Source organism: Yersinia sp. LJYL362 (assembly GCF_048323875.1).
In genome coordinates, this window is sequence record NZ_JBLWEX010000194.1 from 1 (window position 1) to 15,040 (window position 15,040).

Genomic DNA, 15,040 nt, shown 5'->3' on the forward strand with positions numbered 1-15,040 from the left:
ATATTCTCAATTGCGTCTCATTATAGAACTGCTAGCCCCAAATGAAAACCGTGGTTGTTAACAAAGATATAATTGCACACTTTGCCCGATTAATCATGCAATGTATTGATGAATGGGATTGTCGCATCATTTCAGTATATGGCTGCCAAGCGTAACGTTACAAATTTGTAGCGGTTTATTTTCATTTTGCACGGATGAATATGCGGATCTGTGGGCGGCTTAACAAGTCTATCCGTCAAGCTGCATGTGCGTTGGCTGCTCTTGTTACTGGGCCCATCCATCGGCCTCGCCTGTGAGGGGCCGCTGCTTGCCGCCTTCCTGCAACTCGAATGATTTAGGGTATATAGCGAGAGGCGTAAGAGGTAACGGAAACGCGGTTTGATGTTTAACATCAGCCTCGCGTTTCCGACATGGCAAATTAACCGGTAATGTCGGCCAGATTCAGTTCTTCGCTGATCTGTTTTACCCAAGCTTCAACGCGCTCATTTGTCAATTCTGGCTGGCGATCTTCATCAATAGCTAAACCAATAAAGTGATCGTCATCCGCCAAGCCTTTGGAGGCTTCAAAGTGGTAGCCAGCGGTTGGCCAGTGACCGACGATAGCTGCACCACGTGGTTCGATGATATCGCGCACGGTTCCCATCGCATCACAGAAATACTCTGCATAATCTTCCTGATCACCACAACCAAATAACGCGACCAGTTTGCCGTTGAAATCGATCTCTTCCAGCGTGGGGAAAAAATCATCCCAATCACACTGGGCCTCACCGTAATACCAGGTTGGGATACCGATAAGCAGAATATCGAAGCCTTCTAAATCTTCTTTGCTGCTTTTGGCAATGTCGTGAACCTCAGCAACATCTTTACCCAGTTGCTTTTGGATCATCTTGGCAATGTTTTCGGTATTGCCAGTATCGCTGCCAAAGAAAATGCCTACAGTTGCCATATAACTTAATACCTTTTAAATTCAAATTGTTATGAAATTCACTGAGCGCGAGACTCAATAATATATCACATGTATAGGGCCATATAATGCCAGAAAACCTCGCCGGCCCGATATCAAGTTTATGCGATATTAAATTTTTGTGAGTGGCTCAACCTTATAACCTCATTGCCGATAACCTCAGTGTAACTAGACGGTTGCAATTTGCGGTGCCAGAGGGAAAACCGTTGGATGAAAGTCTGCCGGGAAAGGAGTAGTCGTTAGCTGTATGGAGCGTCCTTTATTGCTTTTCGGTCATCAAATAACACCTGAGTCTCAACGGTAACTATCCGATATATAAGGGGAACAACATGCAGTTTTTAAAAAATATTACTATCAGAGCCGCGCTGCTTTGGGTGCTTGGGGCATTTTGCCTGCTATGGGGGGGCGTATCCAGTTATACGTTGCTATCGCTGAATCAACTGACTCAATCTTCTAATGCCAACAGTGTGTTGGTTGAAAACATGAATTTGGTCAACCAGGGGACGGATCAATATTTTCGGATGGTGACACGTCTTGCCCGTTCAGTCGATTATCGCCAGAGCGGTAATATTGCGGATGCAGATAAGGAACTCAAATCATCCAATGCCGCACTTGAAAATCTGAAGAAGGAGTTGGCGCAGTTTAAAGCTATCGACCATGCACAGCTTGATCCCGCTTTGGTTAATGGGGTGATTGATGGGTGGAGTGGATTAATTGATCAGGGGGTCACACCGCTTTATCAGGCGGCAATGGATAACAATAGCGCGGCTTATCAGGATTTAGCCAAAAAGACCGTGCCAGCGCTGAGCCGACAATATGGTTCTGTTGCGGAGAATTTTAATCAAGCTGCATCCAAGGCCATCGGGGTGGCTAAAGAGCAATTTACTCACCTGACCCGAGTGAGCAGTATTACCTTAATCTCTGCGTTGGTGGCCGGATTAGTGATTTTACTGGCAACAGATCGCTACCTGTCAGCTAACCTGGTTCGCCCATTGGATGATATTCGTGCTCATTTTCGAGTCATTGCTTCCGGCCAACTCGGGCAGCCTATTACCGATTTTGGTCGAAATTGCGTCGGGCAATTGTTTCCGCTGCTACGTGATGTGCAAACCAGTTTGGCTAATACGGTAAAAGCTATCCGCAGCAGTACTGATGGGATTTATCACGGGGCGGCAGAAATTTCTGCGGGTAATACGGATTTATCTTCGCGAACGGAGCAGCAGGCGGCTGCATTGGAAGAGACCGCCGCCAGTATGGAGCAGTTGACGGCAACGGTGAAACATAACGCAGATAATGCACATCATGCCAGCCAACTGGCGGCAAATGCTTCTATCACCGCCAAAAAAGGTGGGGCGCTGGTGGCTGATGTGGTTCATACCATGGATGAGATTTCAGCCAGTTCTCGCAAAATAGCCGAAATTACAACCGTGATTAACAGTATCGCTTTCCAGACTAATATTCTGGCACTGAATGCTGCTGTTGAAGCGGCCAGAGCAGGTGAGCAAGGTCGTGGCTTCGCCGTGGTGGCCAGTGAAGTCCGTAATTTGGCCCAACGTAGTGCGCAAGCGGCAAAAGAGATTGATAGCTTGATAACCGAGTCTGTTAGTCGAGTGAGTAGCGGGTCGGCTTTAGTAGAAAGCGCCGGGATAACCATGGATGAAATTGTTCGTTCTATCACTAATGTCACTGATTTAATGGGTGAAATAGCATCGGCGTCAGATGAGCAAAGCAAAGGTATCACTCAGGTCGGGCAGGCGGTGGCTGAAATGGACAGTGTGACTCAGCAGAATGCCGCGTTAGTACAGCAAGCTTCGCGAGCGGCTGCCGCGCTAGAGGAACAGGCGACACAGCTAAACCAAGCGGTAGCCGTGTTTAAATTACAATCAGATGATATGCGGGCAAAACCAGCCGTTAAACCTCGGGCGACGGTAGCTGCAGCTGCAGCGCCGATTGCCAAGGTAGACAACAACGCAAACTGGGAAACTTTCTAAATCCAGGGGTAGGGATATTGGCGTGGCGTAATCACTTACGCCACGCCGTCGTGATAACCGATAGGGTTAAAGCCCTTCTTGTGAGTGTGCTAATTGAGCCAGCAACATCTGTTCAATCAGTTCACTACGGCTGATGTTACGTTGCTCTGCAAGGCTATTGAGAGCATCGACGGCATCGGCATTAATTTTCAGTTCCACGCGCCGTAAGCCACGTACTTTATCGCGCCGTAGTTGATTTCGCTTATTAATTCTAAGCTGTTCATCACGGGATAATGGGTTTGTTTTCGGGCGCCCCGGACGGCGTTCATCTGCGAACAGATCCAGCGTCGTGCGATCCGTTTGTTCTTTTGCCATAGGTAGCGGTACTACAAGGGATTTACATCAGAAATTTCTGACGATTCGGTTTACACGTTTCAGGCCGATACCGTTCTGACTTGATGCTGCTGATATCACCACAACACCCATTCAGTTGGGTATGAACCAACAGCCTGAATTTGCATTTGCCACCAAACACCGCAGCAAATTTATAGCGCGCCATAATACCCTAGCCAACCGAGCAACGACAATGCTTTACTGTGATTAGATTGGGCTAATTCACTCTTTTTTGCACAATTTTTCCACAGGAAATACATTTCTTTTCCCCAGGGTATGATTTTTAATCAACATCCATCGCGCGTGGCTCGTTTTTTGTTCAGCGCTATTTTTCACCCGTGCTGTCTTCATCACTCTTTTCATCAATAAAGCGGTGAATGGCGCGTAAGACAGAATCTGGTTTTTCTGCATGCACCCAATGACCGGTTCCGGCAACAACATGGGCGCGGGCTTGCGGAAATTGGCGGGCAATCTCATCGCGATAGCTGTCTTGAATATAAGGCGACAGTTCACCACGAATGAACAAAATGGGATGTGGCCAGGGGGGAACGGGTTGCCAGCCGACAATATTTTCGTATTGATCCCACAATGCGGGCACGTTAAATCGCCACTCACCGTTATGGAATGATTTCAATAAGAACTGAATAACACCTTCTTCTTTTATTGATTCGCGCATCACTTGAGCGGCTTCCTGGCGTTGAGTCACGCCCGCAGCACTCACGGCATTGATCGCGTTGAAAATCTTATCATGACGGCGCAGTTGATAATCGATGGGCGCGACATCTATTGCGATCAGTTTTTCGATACGGTCAGGTGCAATCGCCGTCATGGCCATCGCCACTTTTCCCCCCATGGAATGCCCAATAATAATCGCTTTTTCTATCTCAAGGCTTTCCATTAGTTCCAGCACATCCTGCGCCATATCAGGGTAATTCACTTCGGGTGAGCGCGGGGATAAACCGTGATCGCGCAAATCGACCTGAATCACGTCATGGTCTTTGTGTAAGTCACGGGCCAGCACCCCAAGGTTATCAAGGTTGCCAAATAACCCGTGGATCAGAATGATCGGCAAGGCAGCGGTGGGAGAAAGTGCGTTTTGTTGGCGAAAGTTTAATTTCATGGCGAAGTTCATACTGAGAGATATTGTGGTTAGGGTATCACGACTGAGTTTTCTTGAAACCAAAAGTGAGAATCAACCTCATGCGTTATTATTCCGGCAAGTAAGACGATCATCCTTTTCTCGCCAAATATAAGTATTTGATCGCGCCGAATTAAGTTAAGGCTAGTTCTTTGCTAAGTCCGCTATACATCTCAGTTTATTTCGCCGATCGATCCTCTTCTTTTAATAGGTAATAACTATCCATCTGCAGTTATTGAATGATTAAAACGATCAAAATCATAAAGATAACCTTAACCTCGCCGATAACGAGAGCATCCTGATTGAGAGAATAAGTCTTTTCTCTACTACAAAAGTCAGCTGAGTACGGGCTAAACGCAAGCTGTTTATGGGCGGCTCCAATATGGAGTGCGCTCTGCGCTTCCCTAATTAAACCAGGTAATAAACATACTCAGCACTCCGATTATCAAATAACAAAATATGACCTCTCTCGTTGTATAGCGAAATAATATAAGGGATTGAATAATGAGTTTATCCAATTGGCGCATAGGTTACCGGCTAGGTGGGAGTTTTACCTTTCTGGTGTTGATGTTATTTATCGTCAGTCTGCTTGCCATCAACAAATTATCGGGCTTCCAACAAAGTGCCAGCGATATTGTAGAAGACGTTTATCCGCAAACAGTGGAAGCTAATGCTTTGATCGACGCAGTAAATAGTGCGCTAATGGCATATCAGCGACTACTGTTGGTCACCGACGAGGTTCAGGGAAAAAAAACCATCGATATGATTGCTGGCCTGCGCAAAGATATCGGTACCAAGTTAGCCGAGTTAGAGGCGGGCATTCAAGATGATAAATCTAAAGAGGTATTGAGCGAGATACAACGCTCGCGGACCGAGTTTTTAACCTCCGGAGATAAAGTCCTCAGTTTAGTGCTGGCCGGTAATAAGGACGCCGCAGTCACTGAATTTAACGATAATATGAATATTACCCAGGCCAAATATCGTGACCATATCCATCAATTGGTGACGTATCAAGATCAGATAATGACCGATTCGGTTGATGCAATGGCGAAGATATACTATGACACCCGGACATTACTATTAGCGATTTTACTCGCCAGTGCTCTGGCGAGCATGGTGATTGCCTGGTCGATTACCCGCAGTGTAACTCAGCCCATCCAACAGGCATTGGATATTGCCAATAAGGTTGCGCAGGGGGATCTGACATCCAGCATTGTGACTCACCGCAAAGATGAGACCGGCTTGCTGCTACAGTCTCTTGACCATATGAATACCAGCTTGCGCCGGATTGTCAGTAAAGTGCGCGATGGGGCAGAAACCATTTCTACTGCGGCATCGCAAATTGCGGCGGGTAATCAGGACCTCTCAGCCCGTACCGAAGAGCAAGCCAGCTCACTGGAGCAAACGGCATCGTCAATGGAACAACTGACATCAACGATTAAAAACACCGCAGACAATACCCATCAGGCCACTTCCATTGCCAATAAAGCCTCAGAAACAGCAAAACACAGTGGCGAGGTCATGGGTGCCGTGACCCAGAAAATGCGAGGTATTCGCGACTCTTCACAGCGGATGTCAGAAATTATTGGTGTGATTGATAGTATTGCTTTCCAAACTAATATTTTGGCATTAAACGCAGCCGTAGAAGCCGCTCGTGCCGGTGAACAAGGGCGTGGATTTGCCGTGGTGGCGACTGAAGTGCGCTCTCTGGCACAGCGAAGTGCGATGGCAGCAAAAGAGATTAAAACTCTGATTGATGACTCGGTGGATAAAATTCAGGATGGTATGAAACTCGTGGATACCGCCGAAGAAACACTGACGGGGTTAGTCGGGAATGTGCAGGATGTCAATAGTATTATTGGTGAGATTGCACAGGCCAGCCGTGAGCAAAGTGACGGTATTAACCAAATTAATTTGGCTGTAGGGCAAATTGATACCACAACCCAACAAAATGCCGCACTGGTTGAAGAGTCTGCTGCTGCGGCACTCTCTTTGCAGGCACAGGCGACAACACTGACTGAAACTGTTAGCGCGTTTAAATTACATACAGCAGGTTCAGATGAAGGGAGTGAATCGACGAAGCCTTCACTTCTCGTGACTGAACGATGAGGATGAAGTGACAGGATCTGGCTTATCAAGCCAGTCTATATTAAAGGTGATCGCTGCGGCGGTCACCGAAGCCAATATTAACGCGACCCACCGCCATCCGCCTGTTCCAGATGAGCCTATTCCATTTTTGCCACAGTCTGGATGCTCATTAATAACCCTCCACTTCTTAATTACCTATCTAATAACGCGGTTTAGCGATTAAATCGCATTGGCGACAATTCAAAGTCATTGCGGGGAAAGTTGGATGACCCTCTAGAGTCTGTTAATCTAACTGAAAGTCGTGAAGTACCGTAAAACCAGATGGTTGAAAAAATGTAGGTCAGAATTAAAATTATCATGAGCCGCCATAAAAAATATATAAAAATCAATTGAATTATTGTTTTGGATAAAGATGAAAACTATTGAACTCGACGAAGAACTTTATCGCTATATTGCCAGCCATACGCAACACATTGGCGAAAGCGCGTCTGATATTTTACGGCGTATGCTGAAGTTTACGGCCGGTCAGCCGGTAGCGGGCTTATCTACCCATAACTTAGCCAACAATGATGCAGCCAAAACAGCTCCGGTGCCACGTGATCGGGTTCGTGCCGTGCGAGAATTGTTGCTGTCTGACGAGTATGCTGAGCAAAATAGGGCGGTTAACCGTTTTATGTTGGTGCTTTCAACCTTATATACTTTAGATGCTCAGGCATTTGCCGAGGCGACTGAGTCTTTACATGGTCGTACCCGGGTTTATTTTGCCGGCGATCAACAGACTTTGTTACAAAATGGGACACACACCAAACCTAAGCATGTCCCTGGTACGCCATACTGGGTGATAACGAATACCAATACCGAACGTAAACGCAGTATGGTGCAACACATCATGCTGACAATGCAGTTCCCGCAGGACTTGACTGACAAAGTGTGCGGGACTATCTAATTTCGTTGAACCGATCCCCAAAGACGTTAAAGTGGCGGGTAGGCTGCATCCAAACAAACCCCAATGAACTGATGTCAGTCAATCATTGGGGCGAGTGAACATACCTAACCTCCTGCGGCTTCAAATGCGAAGGGTATATAGGGAGTAGTGACTGTGGTTAATCACCCTCGTGCCGGGCAAGCTGCTCAGCAAAGCGATTTGATTAATGTTGCTCAGTTGACGTCGCAATATTATGTATTGCAACCTGATGCTGAAAATCAGGCCCATGCGGTCAAGTTTGGGACGTCAGGCCACCGTGGCAGCTCATTGCGCCACAGTTTTAATGAAGCCCATATTTTGGCGATCGCTCAGGCGATTGCTGAAGTTCGTCACCAGCACGGCATTACCGGTCCATGTTATGTGGGTAAAGATACCCATGCACTGTCTGAACCGGCCTTTATTTCGGTATTGGAAGTGTTGACGGCGAATGGTGTGGATGTTGTGGTGCAGCAAGATAATGGTTTCACTCCTACTCCCGCTATTTCCCATGCCATTCTTTGCTATAACGCGCAGGGTAAAAATTTGGCTGATGGTATCGTCATCACGCCATCCCATAACCCGCCTGAAGATGGCGGTATTAAGTACAATCCGCCAAATGGTGGCCCCGCTGATACAAATTTGACCTCGGTGATTGAAAAGCGTGCTAATCAGTTACTCGGTTTGAAATTAGAGGGCGTCAAGCGGCAGACACTGGATAAAGCCTGGCGTGGTAATCATCTGCGTGAGCAGGATTTGATTCAGCCGTATGTCGAAGGTTTGGTCGATGTTGTTGATATTCCTGCTATTCAACAGGCCGGTCTGAAATTAGGTGTCGATCCACTTGGCGGTTCAGGTATCGCCTACTGGCAGCGTATTGGCGAGCACTATAAGTTAGATCTGACGCTAGTTAATAATTCTATCGATCAGACTTTCCGTTTTATGCATCTGGATCATGATGGTGTGATCCGCATGGATTGCTCATCAGAATGCGCGATGGCCGGTTTGCTGGCTTTACGTGATAAATTCGATTTGGCTTTTGCCAATGATCCCGATTACGACCGTCATGGTATTGTGACGCCAGTCGGGTTGATGAACCCAAATCATTATTTAGCGGTATCAATCAATTATCTGTTCCAGCATCGCCCGCAGTGGGGCGCTGATGTAGCGGTGGGTAAGACGCTGGTATCCAGCGCGATGATTGATAGAGTGGTTGCTGATTTGGGCCGTAAGCTGGTGGAAGTGCCGGTGGGTTTCAAATGGTTTGTTGAGGGTTTGCACGACGGCAGTTTTGGATTTGGTGGCGAAGAGAGTGCTGGGGCATCTTTCCTGCGTTTTAACGGCAAACCTTGGTCGACGGATAAAGACGGCATCATCATGTGCTTGCTGGCGGCTGAAATTACCGCGGTTACCGGTAAGAATCCACAACAGCACTATGATGGCTTAGCGCAACGCTTTGGCGCGCCCAGCTATAACCGCATTCAGGCTCCAGCAACGCAGGCGCAGAAAAACGCCTTGTCCAAGTTATCCCCTGAAATGGTGAAAGCCAGCACTCTGGCGGGAGATGCTATCATCGCGCGTTTAACCGCCGCGCCGGGTAATGGCGCATCCATTGGTGGGCTGAAAGTGATGACGGAAAATGGCTGGTTTGCTGCGCGCCCATCGGGTACCGAAGACGCCTACAAGATTTACTGTGAAAGCTTCCTCGGTGCAGAGCATCGCGAAAAGATAGAGCAGGAAGCTGTCGACATTGTCAGTGATGTATTGGCCGGTAAGTAGTATTTTCGGGTATGAAATAGCGCGAGTTGGCGCTATTTCACCCATAAAAATCCAAGCAAGATATAATCTATATTAATTATTTGCTGCCATAAAAAGATTCGCGGAGTTATCCAGCGGTATTTGGAGTTTTAAATAATTTATATTGGTTTCTGAAGCTTCTTTAGGCGCAAAAGAAGATATTGCGTGAGCGATATAGTTTATGTCAGGTAAGTTATCACCAAAATAGTGCATGTTTTCAGCATACATTTCGTGTAGTGCATTATTCCTCTTGGTAAGCACATTAATCAGTTTTTCCCCGGTTAGTTTCTCCATGTCCGGCATTTTTTCACAAAAAACCTCAGATATGTCAGTGCGATAGGTATCACCTAAATCTTTTGCATAACTCAATTCTACTAATAACTTGTCAGAGTCTCCGGCATGCTTTCTGACGATATTACTGACAACTGTTTCATGACATTTCTTATCATTTTCATTGCCATGGCGAAGATAGGATCTTGTCTTCAAATGTTTAACTTTGTAGCCATCTTCAGAATATTGGTTATGGATGATGACGACGAGTTTATTAGCATGTTTTTCATTGCTCGATATCATCAGATGATGACCATAACGTTCAAATTTAAGTTGATGGAAAAAATAATCATCAATACTGATTGTGTTTTCTTCACCACTATATTCAACGATCATGTTGATACCATCAAACGCGGAGAATACATATTCATCATCACCGGTCCCACCCGCCAGATAATCATTGTTTCGTTGTCCTTCTATTCTATCATTTCCTTCCCCACCAAATATAATATCATTGCCGCGACTATTGCCTTCACTGGCATAAGCACCTAAACCATCAGCATCACCATATAACTCATCGTTACCTTCCCCCCCATCGATAATATCATTCCCTTCGCCGCCGCCTATGCCGTCATCACCTTCGCCGCCAATCAATATGTCATTGCCAGCTTGACCAAACAGTGAATCAAACGATTTATTACCAATAATGATATCGTGCCCGTCTCCACCCGCTAAGTTATCATTTTTATCACCGCCGATAATAATATTACTGCCATTCCCACCCATGACTTTATTACTGATATATTTATGTCCTGTGAAATTGTCATCTTTATTGAGGTGGAACTCATTTGATGGCGTGGAGTTTGTAATCAGATGGTATGCAGAGGTATACTTTAAATCCTCCCTGGTGAGTAGGAGGTCGGTACTGAGACCATCGTAATTTTTTTCTTTTTTATTTTTTTCTTTTAAGGTTAAAAATAACTCATGTTTTATGTTTTCTTTGTCATAAATAATAATTGATTTAATAATAAGTTTCCCATTTCTAAGGGCGTTAAATAATTTTCTTCTGATTATTTTATTTTTATTGTCCAGTATGGTTATTTTAAATTTTGAGCCAACTCTTTCAAAAAAAATATTTTCAGGAGATATGTGGGATACTAAAATTGATTGTTCTTCTTCATTGTTTATAACTTCACCCATTATGGGTTTATTTTTACTTCTTTCCCGGGGCTTTACATAATACAAAATAATGTCCTTTTTATTTAGAGGTGAATGACTAATCTCCTGTTGGATTTTAATGTATTGATGGGAGCGGTTGAACTTATATTAAATTAAAATACATTATTTACTCTTTAATTAAATATAGGTAAGCGTCATGACAATTTTATTCACATAAGGTAATGATGACATGATAACAAGCCCGCAGAACGGGCCAGACAAAAAGATATTACTTTTGTTATTATCGCGGAGTATTATCCTAATGCTACCATCAGAGCACCGGCAGTAATCAGCGCCACGCCTAGCCCGGCAATTAATGAAATTTTCTCACCAAAAAGAATAAAAGCCAAAATAACCGCGAAGACCACACTGAGTTTGTCTATTGGCGCGACTTGGGAGACATTGCCATTTTTGATAGCCATAAAGTAGAACAGCCAGGATAATGCGCCAGCAACACCACTGAGTACCACAAACAAGAGCGCTTTTTTATCTGCTAATACGGTGCCGACCAGATTGAATTTCCCTTGAATAACGACGACGCCAACTAAAAATAGTGCCATCACCACGGCCCGAACTGCGGTTGCGGTATTGGCATCCAAATGCTGCAAACCTATTTTACCGAAGATAGCGACCAGAGAAGCGGAGAGGGCAGACAGCAGAGCGTAAATCAACCAAGTGCTCATAATAAATAAGACCTATTATCATTAAAATCCTGATGCTACGCCGTTAGGTTTATTATTAATAGCCTTAAAGGAATTTTATAGTGAATAAATCGTTATGGTATAAAGCGATAGCCGACCCCAGCTTCGGTTAGTAAATGCTTAGGTCGAGTCGGATCGCTTTCTAATTTTTGGCGTAAATGGCCCATATAAATGCGCAGATAGTGGTTGTGCTCGACATAATTCGGCCCCCAAACTTGGTTGAGTAATTGGCGTTGGGTGATGACTTTACCGGCATTAGCCAATAATGCTGAAAGTAAGCGAAACTCGATGGGGGTCAGGTGAAGGTCAATACCGGCACGTGTGACTTGGCGGTTAATTAAATCCACACTGATATCAGAAAAATTCACTCGCGGGCTTTCCTGACTGCCCCCACTGTGGCGGCGCAGTGCAACACGCACGCGAGCTAACAATTCACTGATACCAAAAGGTTTACTCAGATAATCATCCGCACCGGCATCCAGTGCCGCGACTTTATCTTCTTCACTGCTACGGGCCGATAACACAATAATTGGGATAGCGCTCCACTGGCGTAAATCCTGAATATAGGTCAAGCCGTCACCATCTGGCAGACCCAAATCTAAAATCACCAGATCCGGTTTGCGCGTGCCGGCCTCAATCAGACCGCGTTGCAGGGTATCGCTTTCAAATACGCGCCAGCCCTCACTCTCCAGCGCAATGCGGACAAAGCGGCGGATCTCTTTTTCATCTTCGACGATGAGGATGTTAGTCGGCGATATAGTCATTTTTCAGCATCAATATTTTCACCTTCAATTTCCGGCGCTTTCTCTAGTGGCAAGGTAAAGTGGAAACTCGCACCACCTTCTTGACTCTTTTCAACCCAGATACGCCCACCATGTACATCAATAATGGCACGACAAATGGCTAAACCCAAGCCCACCCCTGGAATCGCTGACTCTTTGTTACCACGAGAAAATTTGTCAAAAATCAGCTGTTCCTGCCCAGCCGTAACCCCAGGGCCATTATCCCAGACTTCGACATTGAGCCACTCACCCTGCACAGTGGCGCGAATCCCCAGCAATGCGTCGTAACCGGCGTATTTATGCGCATTTTCCAATAGGTTGATAAACACCCGCTCCAGCAAGCTACCATCACAATTAATCAACACCATTTCATCCGGTAACTCGACACGAATGTGGTGATGATTCAAGGTGGTTTCCAGCATATGTAACGCGCTACCGACGATCTCTTCCAGTGACTGCCATTCTTTACGCAGATTGAATCCACCTGATTGGATGCGGGCCATATCGAGCAAATTATTGACCAATCGGGTGGTGCTCAGCACTTGTTGACGGATTTGGTTCGCCTGCGGTGCGTGGCGTGAGCCTTCAGCTGCCAGATCGAGTGTCAGGATTTCCGCCTGACCAAATAGCACTGTCAGTGGCGTACGTAAATCATGAGAAAGCGCGGCGAGCAGAGAATTCCGCAGTTGCTCGCGTTCCGCATCCAGCTTGGCTAATTCGGCGCTGCGGGCCAGATGCAACCTTTCTAATGCGTTGGCAATCAGGCTGGTAAACGTTTGCAGCAAGCGCTGTTGCTCCGGCACCATGAGTTGGCGCAGGTTGGCCGGTTCAATCGCCAGTACACCATAAGTTTGTTTCGCTGCGGTGAGTGGCAGTAATTGATAAGGCACTCCCGGCAAGGTATCTGTGCCGGCACCGGCGGGAGCACCTTTATTAAAGCTCCAGCGGGCAATGGCCTCATCAACGGAAAGTGCGGCACCTTCGTCGGTAGTGATTTGTTGCAAACGCCCATCCTCTTGTGGCAGTAACAGGTCCGTTTTGGCCTGAAAACTGCTGGAAAGAAAATGACGGCTGGTTTTAGCAATATCCGCCGGGGTCAGGGCGCGGCTTAATCCACGAGACATTTCATACAGATGTCGCGCGCGTTGCTCGCGGTAACGGGCAATTCTGGCTTGATAACGCACGCCAGCAGTCAAGTTCCCTACCACGATACCGACAATCAGCATGACAGCAAAAGTCAGCAAATATTGCACGTCAGTAACCGCCAGTGACCAGTGCGGTTGGACAAAAAACAGATCGAAACTGGCCACATTGATAACAGCCGCCAATACCGAAGGCCATCGGCCATAGAACAGCGCAATAATGACCACACCGAGCAAGTAAACCATCACCAGGTTGGCTTGGTCGAATCCCGGTATTAGCCATTGCGATAATACAGTGATCAGTGCGCACAAGCCGATGGCGGCGGCACAACCGCGTAATTGCATGCGCCACTTTTCAGTGAAAGTACGCGAGTCCGTCTCTTTCACTGCATTGGTCGGTGTATCGCCTTCCAGCGCAATAATCACCAGATCTAAATCTGGCCCGAGTTTCCCCAAGCGATCGGCAAAGCTGCCACGTAATTTCCACTGTTTTTCCGTGCGGCGGCCAATAATGATTTTGCCCAAATTGTGTTCGCGGGCGTAACGTAGTATCGCCTGTTCTTCACAAGCCTCAGATAAGGTTGCTGTTTCAGCTCCGAGTTCTTGTGCCAGTTTGAGGGTGCGCAGAATGGCACGGCGCTTAGCTTCGGGCAGGCGGTGCAAACGAGGAGTTTCAACATAGACCGCATGCCAGATACATCCTAACCGCGCTGCCAATCTGGCAGCAGTGCGCACCAGTTTTTCATTACCGCTATTATGGCCGATACACAATAAGATGGCATCGCGAGTGTGCCAAACACGCTCGCGCCCTTGTGTGTCGCGAAAGGCGCGCATCTGGTCGTCAACCCGGTCAGCAGTGCGGCGCAGGGCCAGTTCGCGTAATGCAATCAAGTTACCTTTGCGAAAAAAATGCTCAATAGCCCGTTCCGCCTGCCCAGGGATGTACACTTTGCCTTCATTGAGACGCTGGCGCAGGTCATCGGGGGGAAGATCGACTAACACTACTTCCGTGGCTTCATCAAACATATGGTCAGGTACAGTTTCCCGTACCCGAATACCCGTTACCCCCCCGACTACATCATTCAGGCTTTCCAAATGCTGCACATTCACAGTGGTGAGCACATCAATACCGGCATCCAACAGCTCTTCCACATCTTGCCAGCGCTTTGGGTGGCGCGAGCCATGAGCATTACTGTGTGCCAGTTCATCCATCAGGATCAAGGCTGGGTGGCGGGCGAGGGCAGCATCCAAATCAAACTCGCGCACCTGGCGATTGCGGTGATGAATCCGCTTTTGTGGCAGGATATCCAGCCCCGCCAGTAATGCGGCTGTTTCGCTGCGTCCGTGAGTTTCTACCACGCCGACCAACACATCCAGCCCCTGAGCCCGCAGACGCTGGGCTTCTTGTAGCATGGTGTAGGTTTTGCCTACCCCCGCACAAGCCCCAAAAAAGACTTTTAGCCGACCGCGAGACTTTTCATTCGCGGCCGCAAGCAGGCTGTCAGGGTTTGGGCGGGTTGGTTCTGCATCCACCATGTTATGTCCTTAAGATTTTGTCGAAGTCGCCGGGACTTTCACATGGCTTTGGGCATCCAGCGCCATATTCAGGTTCAGTA

At 46.9% G+C, this 15,040-nt stretch carries 11 protein-coding genes and 1 pseudogene; 4 read left to right on the forward strand and 8 right to left on the reverse strand.

Going from position 1 to position 15,040, the window contains the following annotated elements:
• Positions 1 to 418: 418 nt before the first annotated feature.
• The gene (fldA, locus tag ACNSO8_RS09810; RefSeq protein WP_418394488.1) at positions 419 to 946 is read right to left on the reverse strand and encodes a flavodoxin FldA; all 528 of its coding nucleotides are present in this window, start codon (positions 944 to 946) and stop codon (positions 419 to 421) included.
• Between the two features lie 347 nt (positions 947 to 1,293).
• Here fldA and ACNSO8_RS09815 point away from each other — a divergent pair, with 347 nt between their 5' ends.
• Positions 1,294 to 2,955: a methyl-accepting chemotaxis protein gene (locus tag ACNSO8_RS09815; RefSeq protein WP_418394489.1), complete on the forward strand. Its 1,662-nt coding sequence runs from the start codon at positions 1,294 to 1,296 to the stop codon at positions 2,953 to 2,955.
• Positions 2,956 to 3,021: 66 nt separating this feature from the next.
• On the opposite strand, the gene ybfE is transcribed toward ACNSO8_RS09815, so the two are convergent.
• Together ybfE and ybfF are read right to left on the reverse strand one after the other, a co-directional pair.
• Entirely contained in the window at positions 3,022 to 3,309 is a 288-nt protein-coding gene (ybfE, locus tag ACNSO8_RS09820) for a LexA regulated protein (RefSeq protein WP_408562785.1), read from the reverse strand.
• 343 nt (positions 3,310 to 3,652) lie between these two features.
• The gene (gene ybfF / locus ACNSO8_RS09825) at positions 3,653 to 4,447 is read right to left on the reverse strand and encodes an esterase (protein WP_418394490.1); all 795 of its coding nucleotides are present in this window, start codon (positions 4,445 to 4,447) and stop codon (positions 3,653 to 3,655) included.
• 522 nt (positions 4,448 to 4,969) lie between these two features.
• Between ybfF and ACNSO8_RS09830 the strand changes: the two genes are divergently transcribed.
• The 3 genes from ACNSO8_RS09830 (at position 4,970) to pgm (ending at position 9,293) form a co-directional block, all read left to right on the forward strand.
• Entirely contained in the window at positions 4,970 to 6,574 is a 1,605-nt protein-coding gene (locus ACNSO8_RS09830) for a methyl-accepting chemotaxis protein (protein ID WP_418394491.1), read from the forward strand.
• Between the two features lie 391 nt (positions 6,575 to 6,965).
• Positions 6,966 to 7,499 carry a replication initiation negative regulator SeqA gene (seqA, locus tag ACNSO8_RS09835; RefSeq protein ID WP_418394492.1) on the forward strand — a complete coding sequence of 178 codons (534 nt, stop codon included), beginning with the start codon at positions 6,966 to 6,968 and terminating at the stop codon, positions 7,497 to 7,499.
• A gap of 153 nt (positions 7,500 to 7,652) precedes the next feature.
• Entirely contained in the window at positions 7,653 to 9,293 is a 1,641-nt protein-coding gene (pgm, locus tag ACNSO8_RS09840) for a phosphoglucomutase (alpha-D-glucose-1,6-bisphosphate-dependent) (RefSeq protein ID WP_418394493.1), read from the forward strand.
• Positions 9,294 to 9,365: 72 nt separating this feature from the next.
• Here the strand turns inward: pgm and ACNSO8_RS09845 are convergent, their stop codons facing one another.
• The 5 genes and pseudogenes from ACNSO8_RS09845 to ACNSO8_RS09865 form a co-directional block, all read right to left on the reverse strand.
• Positions 9,366 to 10,826 (reverse strand): calcium-binding protein, encoded by a 1,461-nt coding sequence (locus ACNSO8_RS09845; protein ID WP_418394494.1) that lies wholly within the window; start codon positions 10,824 to 10,826, stop codon positions 9,366 to 9,368.
• A gap of 227 nt (positions 10,827 to 11,053) precedes the next feature.
• Positions 11,054 to 11,482 (reverse strand): EamA family transporter, encoded by a 429-nt coding sequence (locus ACNSO8_RS09850; RefSeq protein ID WP_019082665.1) that lies wholly within the window; start codon positions 11,480 to 11,482, stop codon positions 11,054 to 11,056.
• Between the two features lie 92 nt (positions 11,483 to 11,574).
• On the reverse strand, positions 11,575 to 12,264 hold the full coding sequence (kdpE, locus tag ACNSO8_RS09855) for a two-component system response regulator KdpE (protein WP_418394495.1): 690 nt from the start codon (positions 12,262 to 12,264) through the stop codon (positions 11,575 to 11,577).
• Positions 12,261 to 14,960 carry a two-component system sensor histidine kinase KdpD gene (gene kdpD / locus ACNSO8_RS09860; RefSeq protein WP_418394496.1) on the reverse strand — a complete coding sequence of 900 codons (2,700 nt, stop codon included), beginning with the start codon at positions 14,958 to 14,960 and terminating at the stop codon, positions 12,261 to 12,263. The genes kdpE and kdpD overlap by 4 nt, the downstream gene beginning before the upstream one ends.
• 9 nt (positions 14,961 to 14,969) lie before the next feature.
• Positions 14,970 to 15,040, reverse strand: a pseudogene (locus ACNSO8_RS09865) (potassium-transporting ATPase subunit C); the annotation flags it as partial.